This is a genomic window from Bradyrhizobium sp. (assembly GCF_028868675.1).
GTDB lineage: Bacteria > Pseudomonadota > Alphaproteobacteria > Rhizobiales > Xanthobacteraceae > Bradyrhizobium.
In genome coordinates this window covers 1-26362 of sequence record NZ_JAGWUA010000042.1, presented here as the reverse complement: position 1 = coordinate 26362, position 26362 = coordinate 1, and the positions used below count along the sequence as shown (strand labels likewise).

At 67.5% G+C, this 26362-nt stretch carries 22 protein-coding genes; 18 read left to right on the top strand and 4 right to left on the bottom strand.

Translation table 11 applies throughout. The annotated features are described in order from the left end of the window. From KGM94_RS08360 to KGM94_RS08330, 7 genes are all read left to right on the top strand, one after another. Positions 1 to 221, top strand: a 221-nt coding sequence (locus KGM94_RS08360) for a DUF2283 domain-containing protein (RefSeq protein WP_300256777.1), incomplete at its 5' end; no start/stop codon positions are given. 242 nt (positions 222 to 463) lie between these two features. After that, positions 464 to 1612, top strand: coding sequence for an acyl-CoA dehydrogenase family protein (locus KGM94_RS08355; protein WP_300256776.1), 1149 nt, complete (start codon positions 464 to 466; stop codon positions 1610 to 1612). Positions 1613 to 1863: 251 nt separating this feature from the next. Beyond that, positions 1864 to 2808: a penicillin-insensitive murein endopeptidase gene (mepA, locus tag KGM94_RS08350; RefSeq protein ID WP_300256774.1), complete on the top strand. Its 945-nt coding sequence runs from the start codon at positions 1864 to 1866 to the stop codon at positions 2806 to 2808. 194 nt (positions 2809 to 3002) lie between these two features. Continuing rightward, positions 3003 to 3785, top strand: coding sequence for a molybdate ABC transporter substrate-binding protein (gene modA / locus KGM94_RS08345; protein ID WP_300256771.1), 783 nt, complete (start codon positions 3003 to 3005; stop codon positions 3783 to 3785). Between the two features lie 6 nt (positions 3786 to 3791). Continuing rightward, positions 3792 to 4487 carry a molybdate ABC transporter permease subunit gene (gene modB, locus KGM94_RS08340; protein WP_300256769.1) on the top strand — a complete coding sequence of 232 codons (696 nt, stop codon included), beginning with the start codon at positions 3792 to 3794 and terminating at the stop codon, positions 4485 to 4487. A gap of 2 nt (positions 4488 to 4489) precedes the next feature. After that, positions 4490 to 5152, top strand: coding sequence for a molybdenum ABC transporter ATP-binding protein (gene modC / locus KGM94_RS08335; protein ID WP_300256768.1), 663 nt, complete (start codon positions 4490 to 4492; stop codon positions 5150 to 5152). Between the two features lie 119 nt (positions 5153 to 5271). Beyond that, complete coding sequence (locus KGM94_RS08330; protein ID WP_300256766.1) at positions 5272 to 6483, top strand: MFS transporter; 1212 nt, start codon at positions 5272 to 5274, stop codon at positions 6481 to 6483. A gap of 65 nt (positions 6484 to 6548) precedes the next feature. Here KGM94_RS08330 and KGM94_RS08325 read toward each other — a convergent pair whose 3' ends face one another. After that, entirely contained in the window at positions 6549 to 7874 is a 1326-nt protein-coding gene (locus tag KGM94_RS08325) for an MFS transporter (RefSeq protein WP_300256764.1), read from the bottom strand. Between the two features lie 149 nt (positions 7875 to 8023). Between KGM94_RS08325 and KGM94_RS08320 the strand changes: the two genes are divergently transcribed. Genes KGM94_RS08320 through KGM94_RS08305 form a run of 4 tightly spaced genes read left to right on the top strand, consistent with a single transcriptional unit; the run spans position 8024 to position 12627 of the window. After that, entirely contained in the window at positions 8024 to 8677 is a 654-nt protein-coding gene (locus KGM94_RS08320) for an ABC transporter ATP-binding protein (protein WP_300256762.1), read from the top strand. After that, the gene (locus tag KGM94_RS08315; protein ID WP_300256760.1) at positions 8674 to 11136 is read left to right on the top strand and encodes an ABC transporter permease; all 2463 of its coding nucleotides are present in this window, start codon (positions 8674 to 8676) and stop codon (positions 11134 to 11136) included. Before KGM94_RS08320 ends, KGM94_RS08315 begins: the two co-directional genes overlap by 4 nt. Further along, entirely contained in the window at positions 11126 to 12208 is a 1083-nt protein-coding gene (locus KGM94_RS08310) for a lipocalin-like domain-containing protein (RefSeq protein ID WP_300256758.1), read from the top strand. The genes KGM94_RS08315 and KGM94_RS08310 overlap by 11 nt, the downstream gene beginning before the upstream one ends. 29 nt (positions 12209 to 12237) lie before the next feature. After that, a complete protein-coding gene (locus tag KGM94_RS08305; protein ID WP_300256756.1) occupies positions 12238 to 12627 on the top strand; it encodes an MAPEG family protein in 390 nt (129 codons plus the stop codon). Positions 12628 to 12706: 79 nt separating this feature from the next. On the opposite strand, the gene KGM94_RS08300 is transcribed toward KGM94_RS08305, so the two are convergent. After that, on the bottom strand, positions 12707 to 13897 hold the full coding sequence (locus tag KGM94_RS08300) for an ABC transporter substrate-binding protein (protein ID WP_300256754.1): 1191 nt from the start codon (positions 13895 to 13897) through the stop codon (positions 12707 to 12709). Positions 13898 to 14173: 276 nt separating this feature from the next. Here KGM94_RS08300 and KGM94_RS08295 point away from each other — a divergent pair, with 276 nt between their 5' ends. The 7 genes from KGM94_RS08295 to KGM94_RS08265 all read left to right on the top strand — a co-directional run bounded on the left by KGM94_RS08295 (position 14174) and on the right by KGM94_RS08265 (position 22559). Beyond that, positions 14174 to 15328 (top strand): iron-containing alcohol dehydrogenase, encoded by a 1155-nt coding sequence (locus KGM94_RS08295; RefSeq protein ID WP_300256752.1) that lies wholly within the window; start codon positions 14174 to 14176, stop codon positions 15326 to 15328. A 16-nt stretch (positions 15329 to 15344) separates the two neighbouring features. Continuing rightward, positions 15345 to 16895, top strand: coding sequence for an AMP-binding protein (locus KGM94_RS08290; protein WP_300256750.1), 1551 nt, complete (start codon positions 15345 to 15347; stop codon positions 16893 to 16895). Between the two features lie 177 nt (positions 16896 to 17072). Then, positions 17073 to 18671: an ABC transporter substrate-binding protein gene (locus KGM94_RS08285; protein WP_300256749.1), complete on the top strand. Its 1599-nt coding sequence runs from the start codon at positions 17073 to 17075 to the stop codon at positions 18669 to 18671. 44 nt (positions 18672 to 18715) lie between these two features. Then, complete coding sequence (locus tag KGM94_RS08280) at positions 18716 to 19663, top strand: ABC transporter permease (RefSeq protein ID WP_300256748.1); 948 nt, start codon at positions 18716 to 18718, stop codon at positions 19661 to 19663. A 9-nt stretch (positions 19664 to 19672) separates the two neighbouring features. Next, positions 19673 to 20566: an ABC transporter permease gene (locus tag KGM94_RS08275; protein WP_300256746.1), complete on the top strand. Its 894-nt coding sequence runs from the start codon at positions 19673 to 19675 to the stop codon at positions 20564 to 20566. Next, positions 20566 to 21576, top strand: a complete 1011-nt coding sequence (locus tag KGM94_RS08270; RefSeq protein WP_300256744.1) for an ABC transporter ATP-binding protein — start codon at positions 20566 to 20568, stop codon at positions 21574 to 21576. The genes KGM94_RS08275 and KGM94_RS08270 overlap by 1 nt, the downstream gene beginning before the upstream one ends. After that, positions 21573 to 22559 (top strand): dipeptide ABC transporter ATP-binding protein, encoded by a 987-nt coding sequence (locus KGM94_RS08265; protein ID WP_300256742.1) that lies wholly within the window; start codon positions 21573 to 21575, stop codon positions 22557 to 22559. Before KGM94_RS08270 ends, KGM94_RS08265 begins: the two co-directional genes overlap by 4 nt. Positions 22560 to 22640: 81 nt before the next feature. Here the strand turns inward: KGM94_RS08265 and KGM94_RS08260 are convergent, their stop codons facing one another. Together KGM94_RS08260 and KGM94_RS08255 are read right to left on the bottom strand one after the other, a co-directional pair. Then, on the bottom strand, positions 22641 to 24617 hold the full coding sequence (locus KGM94_RS08260) for an acetyl-CoA carboxylase biotin carboxylase subunit (protein ID WP_300256739.1): 1977 nt from the start codon (positions 24615 to 24617) through the stop codon (positions 22641 to 22643). Then, positions 24614 to 26230: an acyl-CoA carboxylase subunit beta gene (locus tag KGM94_RS08255; RefSeq protein WP_300256737.1), complete on the bottom strand. Its 1617-nt coding sequence runs from the start codon at positions 26228 to 26230 to the stop codon at positions 24614 to 24616. The genes KGM94_RS08260 and KGM94_RS08255 overlap by 4 nt, the downstream gene beginning before the upstream one ends. Positions 26231 to 26362 lie beyond the last annotated feature (132 nt).

The following is a 26362-nucleotide window of genomic DNA, read 5'->3' as shown; positions in this document are numbered from 1 at the left end:
TGACCAATATGACCTATGACCCCGAAGCCGATGCGGTCTATATCAGCGTCGGAACCGGCAAGATCGACCGGACGGAAGAGGCCGGTCCGTTCACCTATGACGTCGACGCCGAAGGGCATATCGTTGGTATTGAAGTGCTCGCGGCGAGCAAGGTTCTTGCTCCCGGCGATTGGAAAAAAGCGGCCCGGCCCGACACGACCCACACCAGCGCGGCCGAATAGCGGCGTACCCCACCCCGATTCCGGATCGCCGCCTGATTGCCCAGCAGATGCAGCCATCGATGATTGGATCGACGCCGTCTCTATGACTGGAGTGACTGGAAGTACGATCACGACGGTGGCGGGATGTCCGCGTAGTCCTTGGGACTTCACCGGTAGTTTCGATCCAACCTTGATCCTCTTCGCCAGATAGACCACCATCGCGCTCTCAACCGCTCACGACAAGATCGGGCAAGGAAACGCGCATGAACGTCAACCCCGGCCTCAGCCTCGCCGACCGCGCCCGCGCGCTGGTGCCGCTGATTGCGCGCGAGGCGGATGCGATCGAGCGCGGGCGGAAGCTCACCGCGCCGGTCGTGTCCGCGCTGATCGAGAACGGGCTCTACCGCGCGCTGCTGCCGCAGAGCCTGGGCGGCGCGGAAGCTCCGCCCGAAACCTTCATGCAGATGCTGGAGGAGATCGCCAAGGCGGACGCGTCGGTCGCCTGGTGCCTCGGCCAGTGCAGCGTCTGCGCGATGACCGCGGCCTATCTCGATCACGCCGCGGCCGAGCAGATCTTCAACTCGCCGCCCGGCATCCTCGCCTGGGGCGCGATCGCGCATGAGGCAAAAGCGGTCGAAGGCGGCTATCGCATCACGGCGCGCTGGGACTTTGCCTCCGGCTCGCACCAGGCGAGCTGGTTAGGGGCCCATGTGCGCGTCGCCGGGGCCGACGGCACGGCGCGCAGGAATGCCGACGGCTCGCCGGAGATTCGAACCATCCTGTTTCCGGCCACCAGCGCCACGATGCACGACGTCTGGCATGCGATCGGGCTCGCCGGCACCGGCACGGATTCCTATTCGGTGGACGACCTGTTCATCCCCGAGCGGTTCGCGGCGCTCCGCGACGTGCCCGCCGCGCTCCGCGAGCATGGCCCGCTCTACAAGCTTCCGACCGGCACGGTGTACAGCCTCGGCTTCGCCGCGGTCTCGCTCGGCGTCGCGCGCGCGACGCTCGATGCGGCGATCGCGCTGGCCCGCGGCAAGCATCAGTCGCTGCTGGCGACCGCCATGCGCGACAACAATGCGGTGCAGGGCCTGATCGGCCGCACCGAAGGCAATCTTCGCGCCGCGCGCGCCTATCTCTACGCCACCGCCGGCGCGGCCTGGCGCGATCTCACGGCGACCGGCGCGTTCAGCGACGCGCACCGCAACGCGATCCGGCTGGCGACGACCTGGACCATCCACCAGGCGACCGCCGTGGTCGACACCGCCTATCACATGGCGGGCGCCACCGCCGTGTTCCGCAGCAATCCCTTCGAGCGCCGCTTTCGCGACATGCATGCGATCGCCCAGCAACTCCAGGCCCGCGACAGCCATTACGAGGACGTCGGCAAGGCAATCCTTGCCTCCTAACTAGAGCGAGACGGAATGAGCCTGCGGCCAGGATCGAACCAACAAACGTTCACTTCGAGGCCCTGCTGCGAGACGCATCTCGCTGGCTCCCCGGGATGAGGTCTGTCCAGGTCAATATCTGGATGGTCGTGTTGCGCGAGCCTTCGCGCTGGACTCTGTCGGGCCATGGATGGCGAAGTCATCCTTCACACTTTTCCGGGTCATGCCCGAATTCTTAACCCTGACACGGGCTTGTTGTATAAGGGAGCGGCATGACTCGCCGCCCTCTCGTCCTTCTCCTGATTCTATCGGCTCTCCTGAACGCCGGCGCCGCGCTCGCCCAGGACAAGGGCAGCGTCAATCCAAAACCGCTGCCGCCGCTCGCCCATCCCAACGATCCCAGGCTCGGCGCCAAGGAGCTGTTTGCCCGCAAGTTGCTGCCGTCGACGGGCCATGCCCATGTCATCGGCTCCTACGTCAAGGGCTGCATCGGCGGCGCGGCGCAAATGCCGGTCAACGGCGACGACTGGCAGGTGATGCGGCTGTCGCGCAATCGTAACTTCGGTCATCCCGACATGATCGCGCTGATCAAGCGGCTCGCCGCCAGGGCGCACAAGGATGCCGGCTGGCCCGGCATTTTGGTCGGCGACATCGCCCAGCCGCGCGGCGGCCCGGCGCTGTCGGGACACGCCAGCCACCAGATCGGGCTGGATGCCGACATCTGGCTGACGCCGATGCCCGACCGCCGCCTGTCGCGCGAGGAGCGCGAGGAAATGTCGGCAGTGATGATGGTGCGCGAGGACCGGCTCGACGTCGATCCGAAGGTATTCACGCCCGGGCACGTGCTGGTGCTGCGCGACGCCGCGCAGGAGCCCGCCGTACAGCGCATCTTCGTCAACGCCGCGATCAAGAAGGCGCTGTGCCGCGAGGCCAGGGGCGACCGTCACTGGCTGTCGAAAATCCGCCCGTGGTGGGGCCACGACTATCACTTCCACATCCGCATGAGCTGCCCGGCGGGCGCCGCCGAATGCCACGGCCAGCCGTCGCAATCCGAGGACGAGGGCTGCAAGCCCGCCGACCTCGCCTACTGGTTCAAGGATTCGGTGCTGCATCCGAAGCCGCCGGCGACGCCGCCCAAGCCGCACCCGCCGATGACGCTGGCGCAGATGCCCGCGGGCTGCCGGGCGGTGCTGCATGCGCCGGACGCCAAACCCTGACGAGCAGGTTTGCGCGTCCCGGGGCTTTGACCTGACCGCCCGGCCTGTTATGTTCCGCATTGCGATATCCCTGATGGCCGTAAGCCGTTCGGGCACACCGGAACGGCGCTTCCGCCGGTCGCATCCTTGAATTAACCGACGCCGTCCCGCGCGCGCGAGGTTTCGCGTGCCCGCACGCGCATGGAGCGCTTCCGATGTTCCGCCTGTTCGCCACCCTCACCGCCTTCGTCGTCCTGCTCGCGGCCGGGTCGCCGGCCTCGGCGCAGGACAAGACCATCACCGTGTTCGCCGCCGCCTCGATGAAGAACGCGCTCGACGAGATCGACGCCGCCTACACCGCGAAGACCGGAGTCAGGTTCACCGTGAGCTATGCCGCGAGCTCGACGCTCGCCAGGCAGATCGAGCAGGGCGCACCCGCCGACGTGTTCATCTCCGCCGACACCGACTGGATGGACTACGCGGTCTCGAAAAAGACCATCAACGAGCCGACCCGGGTCAACCTGCTCGGCAACGCCATCGTGCTGATCGCGCCGAAGGACTCCAAGATCGACAGCGTCGCCATCGGCCCCGGCTTCGATCTGGCAAGACTCGCCGGCGACGGCAGGATCGCGACCGGCGACGTCAGAAGCGTGCCGGTCGGCAAATACGCCAAGGCGGCGCTGGAGAAGCTCGGGGCGTGGCAGGCGGCTGCGCCGAAATTCGCCATGGCCGAGAGCGTGCGCGCCGCGCTGACGCTGGTCGCGCGCGGCGAAGCCGCGCTCGGCATCGTCTATTCGACCGATGCCAGGATCGAGCCCGGCGTCAAGGTCGTCGGCACCTTCCCGGCGGATTCGCACCCGGCGATCATCTATCCCGTCGCCGCGACGACGACGGCCAGGCCCGGGACCAGCGATTATCTCGCCTTCCTGCGCTCGACGGCAGCCAAGACCATCTTGGAAAGATACGGCTTCACGTTCCTGGTCTCGCCGACCACCTGAGGCCTGATGTTCGACATCTCGCCCACCGAATGGACGGCGATCCTGCTCTCGCTCAGGGTCGCCGTGATCGCAACGCTGGTCGCGACGCCGTTCGGCATCGCGCTGGCGTGGCTCTTGGCGCGGCGCGACTTCTGGGGCAAGTCGGCACTCGACGCGATCGTGCACCTGCCGCTGGTGCTGCCGCCCGTGGTCACCGGTTATCTCCTGCTGCTGACGCTCGGCCGCCGCGGCCTGGTCGGCGCTTTCCTTGCCGATCATCTCGGCATCGTGTTCGCGTTCCGCTGGACCGGCGCCGCGCTCGCCTGCGGCGTGATGTCGTTTCCGCTGCTGGTGCGCCCGATCCGCTTGTCGATCGAGGCGATCGACCGCCGGCTGGAGCAGGCCGCGGAGACGCTGGGCGCCGCGCCCTGGCGGGTGTTCTTCACGGTGACGCTGCCGCTGGCGCTGCCCGGCGTGCTCGCCGGCATGGTGCTCGGCTTCGCCAAGGCGATCGGCGAGTTCGGCGCCACCATCACCTTCGTCTCCAACATCCCCGGCGAGACGCAGACGATCTCGTCCGCGATCTACTCGCTGATCCAGACGCCCGACGGCGACGCCGCGGCGGGCCGGCTCGTCATCATCTCGATCGTGCTGGCGCTCGGCGCGCTCGTTGCCGCCGAATGGTTCGCCCGCCGCGCCACCGCGCGGCTGCACGGGAATTGACCATGCTGCGCGTCGACGTCGAAAAGCAGCTCGGCGACTTCTCGCTGCACGCGGCCTTCGAAAGCGAAGGCCGCGTCACCGGCCTGTTCGGCGCCTCGGGCTCGGGCAAGACGACGCTGGTCAACATGATCGCTGGGCTCTTGCGGCCCGACCGCGGCACCATCGCGATCGACGGCGACCTGCTCGACGACACCGCGGCCAGTCTCCATGTGCCGGCGCATCGGCGCCGCATCGGCTATGTGTTCCAGGACGCGCGGCTGTTTCCGCATCTCTCCGTGGCGCAAAATCTCGACTACGGCCGCCGCATGAACCGCCTCGCGGCCGATCCGGCGCAGCACCAACGCGTCGTCGATCTCCTCGACATCGGCGGTCTGCTCGACCGGCGCCCGGGAAAACTCTCCGGCGGCGAGCGCCAGCGCGTCGCGCTCGGCCGCGCGCTGCTGTCGAAGCCGCGCCTCCTGCTGCTCGACGAGCCGCTCGGCGCGCTCGACGAGGGCCGCAAGCTCGAGATCCTGCCCTATCTGGTGCGGCTGCGCGACGAGGCCAACGTGCCGATGGTCTATGTCAGCCACGACGCCGCCGAGCTGCGCCAGGTCGCCACCCAAATCGTGATGCTGCGCCAGGGCCGCGTGACCTCGTTCGGTGGCGTGAAGATGCTGGCCTGAAGCGGTGAGCGCCGCCCGTCACTCGCCCTGCGCTGGCTGCCATGCGCCGGTATTCATGGACAAATAACCGCCCTCCCCGATAATTTGCGGCATTCCCCAGGGAGTGACAGGGAACCGCGATGGTCGACGTTCTCGCCGCACCGCAGCAAAGGAAGGCGGACAGCGCCCTGCGCACGCTGACGGGGATCTCGATCGCGCACTGGATCAGCCATTTCCATCTGCTGGTCCTGCCGATGCTGTTTCCGTTCCTCAAGAGCCAGCTCGGCGTCGGCTACATCGAACTCGGCTTCGCGCTGACCGTGTTCGCCGTCGTCTCCGGCCTGACGCAGGCGCCGACCGGCTACCTCGTCGACCATTTCGGCGCGCGCAAGATCCTGCTGGGCGGGCTCGTGCTCGGCGGGCTGTCGCTGGTGCTGCTCGGCCTGTACCTCAGCTACTCCTCGCTGATCGTCTGCGCCGTGCTGCTCGGGCTCGCCAACAGCGTCTATCACCCGGCCGACTACGCGATCCTGTCCGAGCACATGGACGAGGCGCGGATGGGCCGCGCGTTCTCGATCCACACCTTTGCCGGCTTCCTCGGCGGCGCGGTGGCACCGGCGATCGTCGCGGCGCTGGTCACCACCACCGGCGGCGGTGGCGCGCTGATCGTCTCCGGCATCATCGGCGTGCTGATCGCGCTGCTGCTGCTCGCCATGAACATTCCCGACGCCGGCGCGCACAAGAAGAAGCCGGGCGGGGCGCAGCTTGCCAAGCAGGGCATCATCACGCCGGCGCTGATCATGCTGACGCTGCTGTTCATGCTGCTCGGCCTGTCGAATGCCGGCATCAGCAATTTCGGCGTGGTGGCGCTGATGGGCGGCTATGACGCGTCCTACGCCTCGGCCAACGTGGCGCTGACCGCCTATCTCGCCGCGAGCGCGATCGGCGTGCTCGCCGGCGGCCTGCTCGCCGACCGCACCGAGCGGCACGGCCAGCTCGCCGCGGCCTGTTTCGCGGTCAATGCAGCCGTCGTGCTCGTGATCGCGACCGTCGCGCTGCCCGGCTGGCTCCTGACCGCCGCGATGACCGCAGCCGGCTTCCTCGGCGGGGTGATCGCGCCCTCCCGCGACATGCTGGTGCGCAACGCGGTGCCGGCGGGCGCGGCGGGCCGCGCCTTCGGCATCGTCTCCACCGGCTTCAATTTTTCGGGCATCATCAGCCCGCTGCTGTTCGGCTGGGTCATGGACCACAACGCGCCGCACTGGGTGTTCGGCGCCTCCGTGGTGTTCATGCTGGCGACCGTCGCGCTGTCGCTGTTCACGGAGCGGCGGGAGCCAGACGCGACGACGTAGCTGCGACCGCCGTCGCCGCGAAACGCGGGACGGCGGTTGCATTTGCGGCTCGCCGTCCGCCCGACTTACGTCGGCGACACCGCGCCCTCGAGCGCGCCGCCGTTTGCCGTGGCGGTCAGCTTGGCCTTTTCGGTGTTCGGCCACAGCAGGAGCAGGCCGAGCAGGCCCGCGCCGACCATGATCACGGCGTTGATGGTGAAGCCGGTCATGTAGCCGTCGATGGTCGAGCCCGCATGCTGGATCACCTTGCCCATCACCGATGGCGCGATCATGCCGGCGAGCGTGTAGAGCGCGCCGTAGATCGAGATCACCGCGCCGCGCTGCGACACCGGGGTGAACTCGCCGAGCATCGGCGGGCAGACCACGTAGATCGCACCGCAGAGGCCGGAGCCGACCACGAGCAGCGCGATCTGCAGCCCGGCGCCGTGCACGTGGGGCATCATCGACAGGATCAGCCCGCCGATCGCCAGCGGCACCGAGCCGAGCACGCCGCGCGCCGCGCGCGTGGTGAAGCCGCGCGCCATCATCACCTGCGAGATCCAGCCGGTGAGGATGACGATGGTGGCGCCGAACACCCAGGGCAGGATCGAGATCAAACCGGCCTCCTTCTGCGAGAAGCCGAGCCCCTTGACGATGAAGGGCGTGAACCAGGTGAGCCCGAGCGACAGCGCCCAGTAGGCGCCGAAGGTGGCGGCGACGCAGCCCATGAAGGTGCGCGACGTCAGGAGCTGGAGATAGGGAATTTTCGGCTCGGCCTCCGCCGCGGCGCTGATCTCCTCCAGCGGCCCTTCCTTGCCGAGCGCAAACCAGGCCACGACCCAGATCAGGCCGACGACGCCGAGCGCGCCGAAGGCGTGGTGCCAGGAATGGTTGACGATCACCCAGTTCAGCGCCGGCACCGCCAGGATGACGCCGAAGGCCGAGCCCTGCGACAGGATCGCGGTCGGCAGCGTGCGCTTCTCGTCCGGGAACCATTTGTAGATGGCGTGTGCGGCAACCGAGAAGGCCGGCCCCTCGCCCGCACCGAGGATGATGCGGCAGATCAGGAGCGTACTGAAGCTCACCGTGCCGACCATCGGAAACTGCGCCAGCGCCCAGATCGCGGCGAGCACCAGGAGCACCCAGCGCGTCGCCACCTTGTTGACGATGAAGCCGACCACGATGGCCGAGATCGAGAACAGGAAGAAGAACGACGAACCGAGCAGGCCGAACTGCTCCGGCTCGAGCTTCAGGTCGGTCATGATCGGCACGCCGGCGAGGCCAACGACGATCTTGTCGGCGAAGTTCACCAACATGAACAGAAACAGGAGAAACGTGATGCTCCAGGCGCCCTTCGGCGTTGGCTTGGACGTCGCCCTGCCCGCTGCGGCAGGCGTTGCTTGCGCGCTCATATCTCTCCCCTTTGTGATCTTTTTTGGCACTTTTTCGATTTGGCCGCAGCGACCCTAGCAACGGCCTCGGTGGCAAAGCAACCCCGGCATTTCCACTTCAAGTGTGCTACGCAACATCTTCCTTGGAATTTCGCCCGACGCCATTCACCGTGCTGAGCATTCGGAACCTCTCGAAAACCTATGCCTCGGCCGGCGAGCCGATCCACGTGCTGCGCGGCGTCGATCTCGACGTCGAGGCCGGCGAAAGGGTGGCGCTGACCGGCGAATCCGGCAGCGGCAAGAGCACGCTGTTGCATTTGATCGCCGGGCTCGACGCCGCCGACGGCGGCACGATCACGCTCGAGGGGAGCGAGATCACCGGGCTCTCCGACTCAGCGCGCGCGGCGCTGCGGCGCGACCGGCTCGGGCTGGTCTTCCAGCAATACAATCTGATCCCGAGCCTGTCCGTGGAGGACAATCTCGCATTCCAGGCGCGGATCGCCGGCCGGCACGACACCGCCTGGCACGCGGAGCTCGTCGAGCGGCTCGGGCTCGGCAGCCTCCTGAAGCGATATCCCGAGCAACTCTCCGGCGGCCAGCAGCAGCGCGTGGCGATCGGCCGCGCGCTCGCGATCAAGCCGTCGCTGCTGCTCGCCGACGAGCCGACCGGCAATCTCGACGAAGCCACCGCCGACGACGTGCTGGCGCTGGCGCGCGATCTCGTGGCGCGCACCGGCTGCGGCCTGTTGATGGTGACGCACAGCCTGCATCTTGCCGCCACGCTCGACCGTCGCGTCACGCTGCATGCGGGGGTGGTGACGTGAGGCGCGCGCTGTGGATCCTCGCCGTGCTGTCGAGCCACTGGCGGCGGCATCCGATGCAGCTCGCCACGCTGCTGATCGGCCTGATCTCGGCGACCGCGCTGTGGAGCGGGGTGCAGGCCATCAACCAGCAGGCGCGCCACGCCTATGACCGCGCCGCGGCGACCTTTGGCGGCGCCCGCACCGCGATGCTGGTGGCAACCGACGGCGCGGCCATTCCGCAAGAGCTGTTCGTCAAGCTCCGGCGCGCCGGCTGGCCGGTCTCGCCGGTCGTGGAAGGCCGCGTCCAGGTCAACGGGCGCTCGTTCCGCCTGCTCGGCATCGAGCCGGTGACGCTGCCTGCCGAGGTCGGCAACGCCCCGAGCCTCAGCGGGCGGGATTTTCGGGCCTTCGTCGCGCCGCCCGGCGAGACGCTGGTGGCACGCGAGACGCTCGCCGACCTCGAGGCGGCCGAAGGCGCCTCGCCCGAGATCAGCAACGGCGCCAGGCTGCCGCCGCTGCGGGTGCGGCCGCAGCTCGTGCCCGACGTGCTGGTGGTGGACATCGGCGTCGCGCAGCGGATCCTGAACAAGCCCGGCCAGGTCTCGCGGCTGCTGCTCGGCAAGATCAAGGGCAAGCCCGCGCCGCTCGCCAGCGCCGCCGGCGACCGGCTGCAGCTGGTCGAGCCGAGCGCGGAAACCGAGCTGGAGCGATTGACCGACAGCTTTCATCTCAATCTCACCGCTTTCGGGCTATTGTCGTTCTTCGTCGGCCTGTTCATCGTGAACTCCGCGATCGGGCTGGCATTCGAGCAACGGCTGCCGATGCTGCGCACGCTCCGGGCCTGCGGCGCTTCGGCTCGCCTGCTCAATACCGTCCTCGTGGTCGAGCTGGTCGCGCTGGCGCTGGTCGCAGGCCTGGTCGGGCTCGTCTGCGGCTACGTCATCGCGGCGGCGCTGTTGCCTGACGTCGTGGCGTCGCTGCGCGGGCTCTATGGCGCCGAGATCCCCGGGCAACTGACGCTGCGCGGCGAGTGGTGGCTCGCCGGCGTCGGCATCAGCATCGCCGGCGCGCTGATCGCGGCGGCCTCGAGCCTGGTGAAGGCGATCCGGCTGTCGGTGCTCGCGACCGCGCAACCCCATGCCTGGCAGCAGGCGCAGCACCGCTGGCTGAAGTCGCAGAGCGCGGCGGCGCTCGCCGTGTTCGCGGTGGCGCTGTTGCTGCTCCATTACGGCAATTCGCTGATCGCGGGCTTCGGCCTGCTCGCGGCCCTGATGCTGGGCGCGGCGCTGATCCTGCCGGCGCTGCTCGAGATCGTGTTGCGGCTCGGCCAGCGCCGCGCGCGCGCACCGCTCGCGCTGTGGTTCTGGGCCGACAGCCGCCAGCAGCTCTCCGGCCTGTCGCTGGCGCTGATGGCGCTCCTGCTCGCGCTCGCCGTCAATGTCGGCGTCTCCACCATGGTGGAGAGCTTCAGCCGCACCTTCCTGAGCTGGCTCAACGGGAGGCTCGCGGCCGACGTCTATGTCAGCGCGCCCGACAATGCGCGCGCGATCGCGATCAGGAGCTGGCTCAGCGAACGCAGCGACGTCGATGCGGTGCTGTCCGGCGGCCGCGCGGAGGTACAAATCGAGGGACAGCCGGTCGAGCTGCTCGGCCTGCCCGATCACGCCCTCTACCGAGAGCGCTGGCCGCTGCTCGAGACGGCGCCGCGCGCCTGGACGCAGCTCGTGCCGGGCAATGCCGCCTTCGTCAGCGAGCAATTGAGCCGGCGCCTTGATATCCGCATCGGCGACGTCGTCGAGATCCCGGCGCCCGGCGGCACCTGGTCGGTCGACATCGCCGGCATCTATGCCGACTACGGCAACCCCAAGGGCCAGCTCACCGTCAACGTCGCCGCGCTGATGCGGCATTTCCCGCAAACGCCGCAGACCCGGATGGGGCTCATCGTCCCGCATGCGAAGATCCCCGCCCTGATAGCGGCGCTGCGGCGGCAATTCGCCCTCGACGACCGCAGCGTCGCCGACCAGGCGACCGTGAAGGCGGAATCGATCCGCATCTTCAACCGCACCTTCGCGGTGACCTCGGCGCTCAACGCCTTCACGCTCGGCGTCGCCGGCATCGCGCTGCTCACGAGCCTGTTGACGCTCGCCAATTCCCGCCTGCCGCAACTGGCCCCGCTCTGGGCGATCGGCATCACCCGGCCGCGGCTTGCCGCGATCGAGCTGACCAAGACCCTTGCCGTCGCGCTATTCACGGCGCTGCTGGCGCTGCCGCTCGGACTCCTGGTGGCCTGGTGCCTGATCGCGATCGTGAACGTGAAGGCGTTCGGCTGGCGGCTGCCGTTCCACGTGTTTCCGCTGCAGCTCGCCGAGCTCGTCGGCGTGGCGCTGATCGCCTCGCTCGCGGCGGCGCTGTTGCCGATGCTGCGGCTGGCGCGGATGCGGCCGGCCGAGCTCGCGAAGGTCTTTGCCAATGAGCGCTGAGACGATCTCGCGACGCGGCTTCGCCGGCGGCCTTGCCGCGCTGGCACTGGCGCGCCGCGCGAGCGCCCAGGGCTATGCCGGTCTCGGCGAAAACGCCGGCGGCTTCGCGCAGGTCACGCCGGGAAAGATCTTCTCGTTCCCCGGAGATCACGGTCCGCATCCGGACTTCCGCATCGAATGGTGGTACCTGACGGCGAACCTCACCGACGCCAACGGGGCGGCGTGCGGTGTGCAATGGACGCTGTTCCGCCAGGCCACCGCAGCCGGCCCGCAACGCGAAGGCTGGGCCAATCAGCAGCTGTGGATGGGCCATGCGGCGGTGACCCGCGCCGACACTCATCGCTTCAACGAGCTGTTCGCCCGCGGCGGGGTGGGACAGGCCGGAGTCGAGGCCAAGCCGTTCGCGGCGTGGATCGATGCCTGGGAGATGAAGGGTGTTGCGGCGACCGACGATCGCACGCTGGCGCCGCTGGCCGTGAACGCCTCCGGCGCCGATTTCAGCTACGCGCTGACGCTCCAGTCCGATCGCGCCTTGGTGCTGCAGGGCGATGCCGGCTACAGCCGCAAATCCGAGCGCGGCCAGGCGTCGTATTACTACAGCCAGCCGTTCTTCCGCGCCCGCGGCAGCCTCACCATCGACGACAGGACGATCGAGGTCTCGGGGCTGGCCTGGATGGACCGCGAATGGAGCAGCCAGCCGCTCGCGCCGGACCAGAGCGGATGGGACTGGATGTCGCTGCATCTCGCCTCCGGCGACAAGCTGATGCTGTACCGGCTACGCCAGGCCGACGGCCGCGATGCCCCGTTCGGCAACTGGATCTCCGCCGACGGCCGCACGCAACAGATCGCGGCGGCGGATATCGCGATGACCCCGGGCGCGCAGGTCGAGATCGCGGGGCGGAAGCTGCCGGTGGAATGGCGGATCGCGATTGCCTCGCGTGCGTTTTCCATCGCCTGCAAGCCGCTCAACCCGCGCGCCTGGATGGGGACCGGCTTCTCCTACTGGGAGGGCCCGATCGGCTTTTCCGGCAGCCATGACGGCGTTGGCTATCTCGAACTGACGGGTTATTGAACGAGGACTGATTCCATGGGACCGTCGCGATGTATCACTTGACTGCGCTCGTCACGCTGCTTGCCCTTCTGTTCTATTTCTACACCGGTGTCGCCGTTGCCCGGGCGCGCGTGATGTTCGGCGTCAAGGCGCCGGCGATATCCGGCCAGGCGGACTTCGAACGCGCCTTCCGCGTGCAGATGAACACGCTGGAATGGCTGCCGATCTTCCTGCCGTCGTTGTGGCTGTTTGCAGTCTACGTCAACGACGCCATCGCGGCCGGAATCGGTGTCGTGTGGATCGTCGGCCGTATCGTCTATCTGGTCGGCTACAGCGAGGCGGCGGAGAAGCGCGGCTCCGGCTTCGCGATCCAGGCCTTCGCAAGCATGGCGCTGTGGGGCGGCGCGCTGTGGGGCATCGTCTCGCGGATGATGCAGTGAGGCGGGAGCATCGACTCGCAAAAATCGTCCCGGCACAGGGGCCGGGACGATGGAAGGAATTGCCCGGGAAGCGGTCAGATCACTTCGTCGCCGGGCAGCCGCTCTCCTTGGCGGAGAAGAACGCCTGGTCGCCGGGGACGGTGGCCAGCAGCTTGTAATAGTCCCACGGCTTCTTCGATTCCGAGGGCTTCTTGACCTCGAACAGATACATGTCGTGGACCATGCGGCCGTTCTCCAGCACCTTGCCCTTGGCGAAGGCATCGTCGACCGGCAGCTCCTTCAGCTTCTTGGTGACGGCCTCGGTATCCTTGGTGCCGGCGGCCTTGACCGCCTTCAGGTAGCTCAGCGTCGAGGAATAGGTGCCGGCATGGATCATGCTCGGCATCCGGCCGGTGCGCTTCATGTAGCGCTCGCCGAACTCGCGGGTCTTGTCATTGAGGTCCCAGTAGAAGCCCTCGGTCAATACCAGCCCCTGGGCGGCCTGCAGGCCGAGGCCGTTGACCTCCGCAAGCGTCATCAGGAGACCGGCGAGCTTCTGGCCGCCGGCGACGATGCCGAACTCGGCCGCCTGCTTGATCGAATTGGTGGTGTCGAGACCGGCATTGGCGAGGCCGACGATCTTGGCCTTGGAGCTTTGCGCCTGCAGCAGGAAGGAGGAGAAGTCCGACGAGTTGAGGGGCACGCGGACCGAGCCCAGCACCTTGCCGCCATTGGCGGTGACGATGTCCGTCGTGTCCTTTTCCAGCGCGTAGCCGAAGGCGTAGTCGGCCGTGAGGAAGAACCAGGAGTCGCCGCCGGCCTTGACCAGCGCGCCGCCGGTGCCGACCGCGAGCGCGTGGGTGTCGTAGGCCCAGTGGAAGCCATAGGGCTGACAGGCATCGCCCGTCAGCCGCGAACTCGCCGCGCCGACGACGATGTCGATCTTCTTCTTTTCCTTGGACAGTTCGTGGATCGCGAGCGCGACGGAGGACGTGGTCAGCTCCGTGATCATGTCGACGTTCTCGACGTCGTACCAGCGCCGCGCGATCGAGACCGCGAGGTCGGGCTTGTTCTGGTGGTCGGCGGTGACGAGTTCGATCTTCTGGCCCAATACCTCGCCGCCAAAATCCTCGATCGCCATCCTGGCCGCCTCGACCGACCATTTGCCGCCGTAATCGGCGTAGACGCCGGACTGGTCGTTGAGGATGCCGATCTTGACGCCTTGGGCGGAAGCCGGCTGTGTCAGCAACACGGCTCCGACTGCAGCCGCCGCCAAAAATCCTGATTTCATACTGTTCTCCCAGCAGTTTCTGTTTTCGAAATCGAGTCGATCCTAGTGAAGAACCCCGCCCCTGCCCATCCATTTCGCGTCAGCCGACGGTATGGAGGGCATGCGGCTTGCGCTGCGGATGGCGTCGCGGATGAGCGGCACCGCGCCAGACGGCGCGGATGCCGGCGCCGGCCGTACCCCAGAACCGTCGAAAAACCAGCGTGTTGGCGCATGACGGGCGCGACAAGCTCGGCTAGATTATGCGAACAAAAACAAGAGGTCCCTGGGAGGGCAGGCGTGTATCGAGGGCGTGTCGTCTACGGCGCGATCGAGGAGGTCGTTTTCGGCCATCCCGCCGCAAGCGCGATCCCTGAGCAGATGGACCGCTTGCGGGCCAACCGCGCCTTCCTGATGGTCTCGGGCACACTGAGCCGCGAGACCGACGAAATCCGGAAGATCCAGGACGCGCTCGGTCCCCGCTGCGTCGGCCTGTTCGACGCCATGCCGGCGCACACGCCGCGCGAGGCGGTGGTGGCGGCCGCCATTGCCGCGCGCGAGGCGCGCGCCGACCTGATCGTCACCGTGGGCGGCGGCTCGATCACCGACGGCGCCAAGGCGGTGCAGCTTTGCCTCGCCAACGGTATCGACGACGTCGACGGCATCGAGCGCATCCGCGTCCACAAGGGCACGGCGCCCGAGATGGCCGCGCCGACGGTCCGCCAGATCAGCGTACCGACCACCATCGCCGGCGGCGAGTTCAGCGCGATCGCCGGCGTCACCAACCGCCGTATCCACGTCAAGGAGATGCTGCGCCATCCGCTGGTGGTGCCGCGCGCGACCATCCTCGATCCCGCCATCACCGTGCACACGCCGGAATGGCTGTTTCTCTCCACCGGGATCCGCGCGATCGACCATTGCGTCGAGGCGATCTGCTCGAACGAGACCCACCCCTATGCCGACGCGCAATCGGTCAAGGGGCTGGCGATGCTCGCCGACGCGCTGCCGCGGGTGAAGGCCAACCCCGCCGATCTCGATGCGCGCATGGACGCGCAGATCGGCACCTGGCTGTCGATGGGCGCGCTGTCGGCCGGCGTGCCGATGGGCGCGAGCCACGGCATCGGCTACGTGCTCGGCGCCGCCTTCGACGTGCCGCACGGCCATACCTCCTGCGTGATGCTGCCGGCGGTGATGCGCTGGAACGCGCCCGTCAACGCGGAGCGGCAGATGGTCGTCGCCGCCGCGATGGGCTTTCCCGGCAGCAATGCCGCCGACGTGCTCGACGCCTTCATTCGCGCGCTCGGCATGCCGCGCAGCCTCTCCGACGTCCGCATCTCGCCCGAACATTTCGACGGCATCGCCGAGCAGGCGATGCGCACGAACTGGATCCCGCGCAATCCGCGCAAGATCAGCGGCCCTGCGGAGGTCCGCGAAATCCTGCTTCTCGCCGCATAACGTCTCCGGAGGATTGATGTACACTGGTACGCACGCCCATCTGCGCCCGCTGCAGCCCGCCTTCATCATGGCCTCGACGGGAGAGGCCGTCACCTATCGCGAGCTGGAGGCGCGCTGCAATCGCCTCGCGCACCTGTTCCGCAAGCAGGGTTTGAAGCGGCTCGACCACTATTCGATCTTCATGGAGAACAACAGCCGCTACCTCGAGGCCTGCGGCGCTGGCGAGCGATCCGGGCTCTACTATACCTGCGTCAATTCCTATCTCACGCCCGGCGAACTCGCCTATATCCTGACCAACAGCCAGTCGCGCATCCTGATCACGTCGAAGGCCAAGCTCGACGTCGCGCGCGAGGCGATCAAGGAATGCCCGAAGGTCGAGCTCTGCATCGTCGCCGACGGCGCCTCCGAGAGCGAGCGCATCGTCGGCCTGGAGGCCGCGACCGCAGGCCTGCCGAAGACGCCGATCGCGGACGAAACGCTGGGCACGCCGATGCTGTATTCGTCCGGCACCACCGGCCGCCCCAAGGGCATCCTGCGGCCACTGCCCGAGCAGCCGGCCAGCCAGCCGCTGCCGCTGTTCGACTTCCTGCAAAAGCTCTGGCTCTACCGCGAGGGCATGATCTATCTGTCGCCGGCGCCGCTCTATCATTCGGCGCCGCAGGCCGCCGTCAGCATCACCATCCGCACCGGCGGCACCGCCGTGATCATGGAGCATTTCGACCCCGAGCAGTACCTGCAGCTCGTCGAGAAATGGGGCATCACCCACACCCAGCTCGTGCCGACGATGTTCTCGCGCATGCTGAAACTGCCGGAGGAGGTGCGCAAACGCTACGACCTCTCCTCGCTGGAGGTCGCGGTGCACGCCGCGGCACCCTGTCCGGCGCAGGTCAAGGAGGAGATGATCAAATGGTGGGGCCCGATCATCCATGAATATTACGGCGCGACCGAAGGTCTCGGCTTCACCGCCTGCAACACCGAGGAATGGCTCGCCCATCGCGGCAGCGTCGGCAAGATCATGCTCGGCGACCTCCACGTTCTCGACGAGGACATGAAGCCGTGCCCGACCGGCACGCCCGGCACCGTCTGGTTCAGGACGGCGACCCCGTTCGAATATTTCAACGATCCCGAGAAGACCAGGGAGGCGCGCTCGGCCGACGGCAGCATGAGCACGGTCGGCGACGTCGGCTATGTCGACGACGACCGCTATCTCTATCTCACCGACCGCTCCACCTTCATGATCATCTCCGGCGGGGTGAACATCTATCCGCAGGAATGCGAGAATCTGCTGATCACGCATCCGAAGGTGGCGGACGCCGCCGTGTTCGGCGTGCCCAACGCCGATCTCGGCGAGGAGGTGAAGGCGGTGGTGCAGCCGATGCCGGGCGTTGCGCCGGGGCCTGCGCTCGCCGAGGAGTTGATCGCGTTCTGCGCGCAATCCCTGTCGCGCCAGAAAGTGCCGCGCTCGATCGATTTCGAAAAGGAACTGCCGCGGCTGCCGACCGGCAAGCTCTACAAGTGCCTGCTGCGGGATCGCTATTGGGGGAACAAGACGTCGAGGATCGTGTGAGGGAAGCTTCGGCCGCGATCGCCGCCTTTCACATCGTGAGAGACGGCGGCGGTGCGACGTAACGTCATCCGAATTACCGAGGTGGCGGCCGGCCTTGGCGGTTGCCTGCCCCGGCGCGCATGGCTATCGTCGAGCAAAATCAGGCCGGGAAGGGCCGATGACCGAGGGAGGACGAGCATGCGGAGCGTGCGGGCGCTGGCCGCGATGGCGGTGTTATCTTTGCTGGCGGTGTCGACCGCCGCGTTCGGCGGCGAGCCCAAGCAGGGCGGAATCCTGCGGATGTACCACCGCGACAGCCCCGGCAGCGCCTCGATCCACGAAGGCGCGACCTATTCGCTGAACGTTCCGTTCATGCCCGTCTTCAACAACCTCGTCATCTTCAGGCAGGACGTCGCGCAGAACAGCATGGACACGATCGTCCCGGACCTGGCGGAGAGCTGGGCCTGGGTCAACGACAACAAGACGCTGACCTTCAAGCTGCGCCAGGGCGTCAAATGGCACGACGGCAAGCCCTTCACGTCGGCCGACGTCAAGTGCACCTTCGAGATGCTGATGGGCAAGTCGCAGCAGAAGTTCCGGCAGAACCCGCGCAAGGCCTGGTACAACGAGGTCAACGACATCACGACCAACGGCGATTTCGAGGTGTCCTTCAACCTGAAGCGGCCGCAGCCCTCGCTGCTGGCGCTGCTCGCCTCCGGCTACACGCCGGTCTATCCCTGCCACGTCTCGCCGGCCGACATGCGCACGCATCCGATCGGCACCGGCCCGTTCAAGTTCGTCGAGTTCAAGGCCAATGAATCGATCAAGCTGACCCGCAATCCCGACTACTGGAAGAAGGGCCGGCCCTATCTCGACGGCATCGAGTTCACCATCATCACCAACCGCTCGACCGCGATCCTGGCCTTCGTCGCCGGCAAGTTCGACATGACCTTCCCGACCGAGGTCTCGATTCCGCTGCTGAAGGACGTCAAGTCGCAGGATCCGACCGCGGTCTGCGTGGTCGAGCCCAACAACGTCTCGACCAACATCATCGTCAATTCGACGGCGCCGCCGTTCGACAACATCGACATTCGCCGCGCCATGGCGCTGGCGCTCGACCGCAAGGCCTTCGTCTCGATCCTGTTCGAGGGCCAGGCCGACATCGGCGGCACCATGCTGCCGGCGCCCGCCGGCCTGTGGGCCATGCCGAAGGAGATGCTGGAGAGCATCCCGGGCTACGGCCCCGACGTCAACGCCAACCGCGAGGCGGCGAAGAAGCTGATGCAGAAGGCCGGCTACGGCCCGGACAAGCATCTCGCGGTCAAGGTCTCCACCCGCAACATCCCGGTCTATCGCGATCCCGCGGTGATCCTGATCGACCAGCTCAAGAGCATCTACATCGACGGCGAGCTCGACGTGGTGGAGACCGCGAACTGGTTCCCGAAGGTCGCCCGCAAGGATTACATGCTCGGCCTCAACCTCACCGGCAACGCGGTCGACGATCCCGACCAGTCGTTCTACGAGAACTATTCCTGCGGCTCGGAGCGCAACTACACCAACTACTGCAACAAGGACATCGAGAAGCTGTTCGACGTGCAGTCGCAGGAGCACGACCTCGACAAGCGCAAGAAGCTGGTCTGGGAGATCGACAAGAAGCTGCAGGAGGACGTCGCCCGCCCGATCATCTTCCACGCCCGCACCGGCACCTGCTGGAAACCCTATGTCAAGGGCGTGACCGTGATGTCGAACAGCTCCTATAATGGCTACCGCTACGAGGACGTGTGGCTGGACAAGTAGCGCGGCGGACGGACGGCTGACGGGGCGCGACGGGAGGGCGGAAGATGCTTGCCTATCTGGTGCGGCGCCTCGGCCTGATGCTGCTGACCCTGTTCGGCATCTCGGTCGTCATCTTCTTCCTGCTGCGCATCGTGCCCGGCAACATCGTCGACATCCTGTTCGCCGCGGCCGGCTACGTCGATCCCGCCGACAAGGCCAACCTGGAGAAGGAACTCGGCATCGACCAGCCGCTGATCGTGCAGTATCTGCACTGGATCGGCGGCTTGCTGCGTGGCGATTTCGGCTACTCCTACGTCTCCGAGAAGCCGGCGCTGCAGGAGATCCTGCCGCGGATCCCGATCACGGCGCGGCTCGCCGGGCTGGCGCTGATGTTCTCGGCCTCGATCGGCATCCCGCTCGGCGTCCTCAGCGCGGTCAGGCAGGGCACGCGGCTCGACTATACCTTGCGCGTCGTCAGCCTCAGCGGCCTGTCGCTGCCCTCGTTCTGGCTGGGATTGCTGGTGCTCACCGCGGCGGTCGCGATGTTCGGCCAGATCCCGATCTTCAATCCCAATCCGGCGACGTTCCTGGAAGCCTTCGCGACCTACGCGGTGCCGGCCGCCGTTGTCGGCTTCCGCAGCGCAGCGCTGACCATGCGCATCACGCGCTCCTCGATGCTGGAGGTCCTGCGGCAGGACTATATCCGCACCGCGCGCGCCAAGGGCGCGTCCGACGCCGCGGTGAACTATCACCACGCGCTGAAGAACGCGATTTTGCCGGTCATCACCGTGATCGGCATCGAGGCGGCGTTCCTGATCGGCGGCCTGATCGTGACCGAGACCGTGTTCAACATTCCCGGCGTCGCGCGCTTTCTGGTCGAGGCGATCCGCTGGCGCGACTATCCGATCGTGCAGAACCTCGTGATGTTCATCGCGGTCGTGGTGGTGCTCGCGAACTTCACCGTCGACATGCTCTACGCGGTGTTCGACCCGCGCATCAGATATACGGACTAGGAGTGCTGCTTGGCCGCGATCGACTATGACGTTGAACTGAGGCGCGCAGGCGCCAACGCGACCGGCGGCTGGCGGCGGGTGCTGTTCCTGGCGCAGCGGCACGTGCTCGGCGCCGCCGGCCTCGTCATCATGACGATCTTCGTGCTCACGGCCGTGTTCGCCGACGTCCTCGCCCGCTTCGATCCCCTCACCGTCGATTCAGCGCAGGCGCTGGCGCGGCCGAGCGCGGCGCACTGGATGGGCACCGATTCCTTCGGCCGCGACGTGTTCAGCCGCATCATCCATGGCGCGCGGATTTCACTCGCGGTCGGCATCGGCTCGACCTCGTTGGGGGCCACCATCGGCGTGATCGTCGGCCTCACCTCCGGCTATCTCTCCGGCTGGGTCGACCTCGTGTTCCAGCGCGTCACCGACATCCTGCAGGCGCTGCCGCTGCTGGTACTGGCGCTGATCATGACCGCGGCGCTCGGGCCGTCGCTGCCGAACGTCATCATCGCGATCGCCATTCCGCTGATCCCGACGGTGTCTCGCGTGATCCGCGCCAACACGCTGGCGCTGCGCGAGCAGCCCTTCGTCGAGGCCGCCAAGTCGGTCGGCATGAGCGAGGTGCGGATCGCGCTCCGCCACGTGCTGCCCAACACGCTGGCGCCGCTGATCGTGCTCGCCACCGCGCAGCTCGGCTCGACGATCCTGACCGAGGCCTCGCTGTCGTTCCTCGGGCTCGGCATCCCCGAGCCCTATCCGTCCTGGGGACGCATGCTGTCGGAATCGGCGGCCGAATATGTCCGCACCGCGCCGTGGCTCGTGATCTTCCCGGGCATCGCCATCAGCCTCGCGGTGTTCGGCACCAATTTGTTCGGCGATGCGCTGCGCGACATCCTCGATCCCCGGCAGCGTGGCTGATGATGGAAGCTTCCGATTTCGTGCTCGACGTGAAGAACCTGAAGACGGTGTTCTTCACCAATTCCGGCCTGTTTCGGGCGGTCGACGACGTCTCCTTCCACGTCCGCCGCGGCGAGACGCTGGCGATCGTCGGCGAATCCGGCTGCGGCAAGAGCGTGACCGCGCTGTCCCTGATGCGGCTGGTGCCCGACCCGCCCGGCCGCATCGTCGGCGGTTCCGTCACGCTCGAAGGCACCGACCTCCTGGCGCTCGACGAGGCGAAGATGCGCCAGATCCGGGGCAATCGCATCTCCATGATCTTCCAGGAGCCGATGACCTCGCTCAATCCGGTGATCCGGATCGGCGACCAGATCGTCGAGGCGGTGCGGCTGCACCGGAACCTGTCGCGCAAGGAGGCCCGGAACATCGCGGTCGAGATGCTGCGGCTGGTGCGCATTCCGGAGCCCGCGCGGCGGGCAAGGGAATATCCGCACCAGCTCTCCGGCGGCATGCGCCAGCGTGCGATGATCGCGATGGCGCTGGCATGCCGCCCGGCGCTCCTGATCGCAGACGAGCCGACCACCGCGCTCGACGTCACCATCCAGGCGCAGATCCTGGCGCTGATCCTCGACCTGCAGAAGGAGCTCGGCACCGGCCTCGTGCTGATCACGCACGATCTCGGCGTCGTGGCGCAGACCGCACAGCGCGTGATCGTGATGTATGCGGGCAAGAAGGTCGAGGAGGCGACGGTGGAGGCGCTGTTCTCCGATCCCAAGCATCCCTACACTCGCGGGCTGATGGCCTCGATCCCGGCGGTGCCGGCCTCCGGCGCGGCCGCACAGGCGCGGCTGAACGAAATCCCCGGCACGGTGCCGTCGCTGGTGCGCCTGCCCAGGGGCTGCGCCTTCGCGCCGCGCTGCAAGCTCGCGGTCAAGCGCTGCGAGGCCGAATATCCGCCGCTGGAGGATCAGGGCGGCGGCCATCTCGCCGCCTGCTGGCGCGCGGCCGAGGCCGCGGAGGAAGTGGCATGAGCGGGTCGCTTCTCGAAGTCACCGACCTCACCAAGCACTATCCGGTGCGCGCCGGCGTGCTTCGCCGCAGGGTCGGCACCGTGCATGCGGTCGACGGCGTCACGTTCTCGCTCGGCGTCGGCGAGACGCTCGGGCTGGTCGGCGAATCCGGCTGCGGCAAGTCGACGGTGGCGCGCAGCGTGCTGCGGCTGGTCGAGCCGACCTCGGGCCAGATCCGGCTGAAGGGCGAGGACATCACCCATCTCTCCAAGGCCGAGCTGCGGCCGCATCGCCGCGCGATGCAGATCGTGTTCCAGGACCCCTTCGCCTCGCTCAATCCGCGCATGACCGCGGGCGACATCGTGGGCGAGCCGCTCGCCGTGCACGGGCTCGCCTCCGGCAAGGCGCTGGAGGCGCGGGTCGCAAAGCTGTTCGAGCAGGTGGGCTTGCGGCCGGACCAGATGCGCAATTTTCCGCATCAGTTTTCCGGCGGCCAGCGCCAGCGCATCTGTATTGCGCGAGCGCTGGCGCTGGAGCCGCGCCTGATCGTCTGCGACGAGCCGGTCTCGGCGCTCGACGTCTCGATCCAGGCCCAGGTCATCAACCTGCTGGTCGACCTGCAGCGCCAATACGGCTTCTCCTATCTCTTCATCGCGCACGACCTCGCCGTGGTCGCCCATATCAGCCATCGCGTCGCGGTGATGTATCTCGGCCGCATCGTCGAGATCGCCGACAAGGACGAGCTGTTCAAGAATCCGCGCCATCCCTACACCCAGGCCCTGCTCGCCTCGGTTCCGATCGCCAATCCGCACGCCAAGCGCCTCGCGCCGCTGGTCGACGGCGACGTGCCGAGCCCGGTCGATCCGCCGTCCGGCTGCGCCTTCCACACCCGCTGCCGCTTTGCGATGGACCGCTGCAGGACCGAGCGGCCGGCGCTGGTGGAGGCCGGCGACGGCCATCAGGTGGCATGTTTGCTGAACGAGGGGACGGGACGAGGGCAATAAATCGTAGGGTGGGCACGCTTCGCTTTGCCCACTCTACAGGCTTCGTCGCTATCGCTCCTCCAACGACGGAGATCGAGGCGCCTACCCGGCTTCGATCTCGACCACGATCTTGCCGGTGGTCACCTGCTCGCCCTCGACGACGGTGATGGCGGCGACGACGCCGTCGATGTCGGCCTTGTGGACGTGCTCCATCTTCATGGCTTCCAGCGTCAGCACCGGCTGGCCGGCCGTGACCCGGTCCTCCAGCCTGACCAGCAGGGCGACGACGCGGCCGTTCATGGTCGCACGGACCTTGCCGTCGCCGCCGCCATTGGCGGCTGCCTTCGGCGCCGCCAGCGTCAGGTCGGTCACGGCCAACGGCAGGCCGCGATACTGGAGGTGAAGCCGGTCGCCCTCGCGCAGAAACCTTGCGTTGTCCATGACGCCGTCGTGGCGGAAGCGGATCGCCTCCGCGTCCAATTCGTCGACATCGAATTTGAGCGCCGCGCCGTCCGCCGCGACGACATAGGCGCCGTCGCGCTCGCGGGTGACCTCGATCTCGTGAACCTTGCCGCCGATCTCGATGCGCACCGGCAGCGGAAAGGTCGCAGCCAAGCTTCGCCCGCCGCGCCATGACGGCGCGTGCGGATTGCTCACATAAAGCAGCAGGCCGGCAAGCGCGACGTCGGATGCATTGTCGTTGCGCGGCGCCAGCAATTCGTCGCGATGCGCGCCGATGAACGCCGTCGTCGCCTCTCCTCGCGCAAAACCCGGATGGCGCAGGCAGGCCGTCAGGAACGCCTGGTTGGTGGTGACGCCGAAGGCCGTGAGCTGCTCCAGGCCGCAGATCAGCCGGCCGCGCGCTTCCTCGCGCGTCGCGCCGTGACTGATGACCTTGGCGATCATGGAGTCGTAATAGGGCGGGATCTCCACACCCGACTGCAGCGCGTGCTCGACGCGGACGCCGTCCGGCACCCGCCAGCGCGTCATGCGGCCGGACTGTGGCATGAAATCATGCGCAGCGTCCTCCGAGCACAGCCGCACCTCGATGGCGTGGCCGGAAAATTTGACGTCCGACTGCTTGACGGGCAGCGGCTCGCCGCGGGCGACGCGCAACTGCAGCTCGACGAGGTCGAGCTCGGTGATCGCCTCGGTCACGGGATGCTCGACCTGCAGGCGGGTATTCATCTCCATGAAATAGAATTCGCCGCTGGAATCGAGCAGGAATTCCAGCGTACCTGCGCCCTCGTAGCGCAGCGCCTTGACGGCTGCGACCGCGACCTCGCCCATCTTCGCGCGCAGCGCCGGCGTGACCGCCGGCGACGGCGCTTCCTCGATCAGTTTCTGGTGCCGGCGCTGCACGGAGCAGTCGCGCTCACCGAGATGGATGGCGTTGCCGTGGGCGTCGCCGAACACCTGGATCTCGATGTGGCGGGGATTCTGGATCGCGCGCTCGAGGATCACGGTGGGATCGCCGAACGCGGCCCTGGCCTCCGACCGCGCGCTGCGCAGCGCGTCCGGGAACGTGGCCACGTCCGCGACCAGCCGCATGCCGCGGCCGCCACCGCCGGCGACCGCCTTGATCATCACGGGGAAGCCGATCTTCCTGGCCTCCGCCAGCATGACCTCGTCGCCCTGGTCGGCGCCCTGATAGCCGGGCACGACAGGCACGCCGGCCGTCTTCATGATCTCTTTCGCGCCGGCCTTGTTGCCCATCGCCTCGATCGCCTGCGGCGACGGGCCGATGAAGACGAGGCCGGCATCCTTGCAGGCCTGGGCAAGACCCTCGTTCTCGGCGAGGAAGCCGTAGCCGGGATGCACAGCATCCGCGCCGCTGGCCTTCGCAGCCCCGATGATCGCGGGAATGTCGAGATAGGACTGCGCCGGCAGCGCCTCGCCGATGCGCACGGCTTGATCGGCCTGCCGCACGTGAAGCGCGTCGCGGTCGGCGTCCGAATAGACAGCGACGACGCCAAGGCCCAGCTTGCGCGCGCTGCGCATGATGCGCAGCGCGATCTCGCCGCGATTGGCGATCAGGACCTTGAAGAACGGTTTTGCCTGCACGGATCCGTTCCTCATGGCCGGGCCACCGAAAACTGCATGCGCTGCGGAGTGCGCGCGTCGCCCTCGCGGCAGATCGAAAGCACCTCGGCGAGCACCGCGCGGGTGTCGCGCGGGTCGATCACGCCGTCGTCGAGCATGCGCGCGCTGGTCGAGAACACGTCCATCTGGCCGTCGAACACGCCGACGATCTGCGCCTTCATGGCGTCGAGCTTCTCCTTCTCGATCGGCTTGCCGCGCCGGATGGCGGCGGCTTCCGTCACGATCGCCATGGTTTCGGCGGCCTGCTCGCCGCCCATCACGGCGGTCTTGGCGTTGGGCCAGGAGAAGCAGAAGCGCGGATGGAAGCCGCGCCCGCACATGCCGTAATTGCCGGCGCCGAAGGAGGCGCCGCAATAGATGGTGATCTGCGGCACGGTCGCCGAGGTCACCGCCTGGATCATCTTGGAGCCGTGCTTGATCATGCCGGCCTGTTCGTAGGTCTTGCCGACCATGTAGCCCGTGGTGTTGTTCAGATAGAGCAGCGCCGTGCGGGTCTGGCAGCAGGCCTGGATGAAATGCGTCGCCTTGTTGGCGCCATCGGGATCGAGCGGCCCGTTGTTGGTGATGATGCCGATCGCCTGGCCCTCGATGCGGGCGTGGCCGCAGACGGTGGCCGGACCATAGAGCGGCGCGAACTCCGTGAAGTCTGAATCGTCGACGAAGCGCGCGATCGCCTGGCGCATGTCGACCGGGCGCTTGTGGTCCATCGGCATGATGCCGAGCAGCTCCTCCTGGTCGTAACGCGGCGGCTTGACCTGTGCGGCTGCCTTCCCCGGGCGATCCCATTCGAGCTTGGCCATGATCTCGCGGGCGATACGCAGCGCGTCGCGGTCGTCCTCGGCGAGATAGTCGCCGAGACCGGAGATCTGGGTGTGCATCTCGGCGCCGCCGAGCTCCTCCTCGGTCGCGATCTCGCCGGTCGCGGCCTTGAGCAGCGGCGGACCCGCGAGGAACGCGCGCGTTCGGCCACGCACCATGACGATATAGTCGGACAGACCGGTCTGATAGGCGCCGCCGGCGGTCGAGGAGCCGTGCGTCACCGTGACGACGGGGAGGCCCGCCGCCGACAGCCGCGCCAGATTGCGAAAGATGTTGCCGCCGCGGACGAAATCCTCGACGCGGTAGCGCAGCAGATTGGCGCCGGCGCTTTCGACGAGTTGCACGTAGGGCAGCTTGTTCTCCAGCGCGAGCTCCTGCACCCGCAGCGTCTTGTCGAGGCCAAAAGGCTGCAGCGCGCCGGCATCGATGCCGGAATCAGAGGCGCTGACCATGCAGCGGATGCCCGAGACGAAGCCGATGCCGGCGATCACGCCGCAGCCCGGCACGCTCTTGTTCGGGTCCGGCACGTCGAACATGTAGCCGGCGAGCGTCGACAGCTCCAGAAACGGCGCGCCGGGATCGAGCACCAGCGCGACGCGCTCGCGCGGCAACAGCTGCCCGCGGGCGTGGAAGCGATCCTTGGCCGCGGCGGAAGCGGCCCGCGCACGCCCTTCCAGCGCGCGCATCCGCTCGATCAGCGCCAGCATGCCGTCGCGATTGGCCTGGTAGGCGGCGCTGCCGGTGGAGATGGTGTTTTCGATGATGGACATGACTCTATCCTACTCGTCATTGCGAGTTTGGACCGGCGTTAAGGCGCCGACCCGCGTTGGATGAAACTTTGCGAGCGGGAGGGATCGCGGTATTTTGGGGAGCCGTCGGCAAAGAGGTCGGTTTCTCCCTGG

Coding starts and splice junctions, on each gene's coding strand:
- KGM94_RS08355 (WP_300256776.1), top strand. CDS start 464: ATGAACGTCAACCCCGGCCTCAGCCTCGCCGACCGCGCCCGCGCGCTG.
- mepA (WP_300256774.1), top strand. CDS start 1,864: ATGACTCGCCGCCCTCTCGTCCTTCTCCTGATTCTATCGGCTCTCCTG.
- modA (WP_300256771.1), top strand. CDS start 3,003: ATGTTCCGCCTGTTCGCCACCCTCACCGCCTTCGTCGTCCTGCTCGCG.
- modB (WP_300256769.1), top strand. CDS start 3,792: ATGTTCGACATCTCGCCCACCGAATGGACGGCGATCCTGCTCTCGCTC.
- modC (WP_300256768.1), top strand. CDS start 4,490: ATGCTGCGCGTCGACGTCGAAAAGCAGCTCGGCGACTTCTCGCTGCAC.
- KGM94_RS08330 (WP_300256766.1), top strand. CDS start 5,272: ATGGTCGACGTTCTCGCCGCACCGCAGCAAAGGAAGGCGGACAGCGCC.
- KGM94_RS08325 (WP_300256764.1), bottom strand. CDS start 7,874: ATGAGCGCGCAAGCAACGCCTGCCGCAGCGGGCAGGGCGACGTCCAAG.
- KGM94_RS08310 (WP_300256758.1), top strand. CDS start 11,126: ATGAGCGCTGAGACGATCTCGCGACGCGGCTTCGCCGGCGGCCTTGCC.
- KGM94_RS08305 (WP_300256756.1), top strand. CDS start 12,238: ATGTATCACTTGACTGCGCTCGTCACGCTGCTTGCCCTTCTGTTCTAT.
- KGM94_RS08300 (WP_300256754.1), bottom strand. CDS start 13,897: ATGAAATCAGGATTTTTGGCGGCGGCTGCAGTCGGAGCCGTGTTGCTG.
- KGM94_RS08290 (WP_300256750.1), top strand. CDS start 15,345: ATGTACACTGGTACGCACGCCCATCTGCGCCCGCTGCAGCCCGCCTTC.
- KGM94_RS08285 (WP_300256749.1), top strand. CDS start 17,073: ATGCGGAGCGTGCGGGCGCTGGCCGCGATGGCGGTGTTATCTTTGCTG.
- KGM94_RS08280 (WP_300256748.1), top strand. CDS start 18,716: ATGCTTGCCTATCTGGTGCGGCGCCTCGGCCTGATGCTGCTGACCCTG.
- KGM94_RS08270 (WP_300256744.1), top strand. CDS start 20,566: ATGATGGAAGCTTCCGATTTCGTGCTCGACGTGAAGAACCTGAAGACG.
- KGM94_RS08265 (WP_300256742.1), top strand. CDS start 21,573: ATGAGCGGGTCGCTTCTCGAAGTCACCGACCTCACCAAGCACTATCCG.
- KGM94_RS08260 (WP_300256739.1), bottom strand. CDS start 24,617: ATGAGGAACGGATCCGTGCAGGCAAAACCGTTCTTCAAGGTCCTGATC.
- KGM94_RS08255 (WP_300256737.1), bottom strand. CDS start 26,230: ATGTCCATCATCGAAAACACCATCTCCACCGGCAGCGCCGCCTACCAG.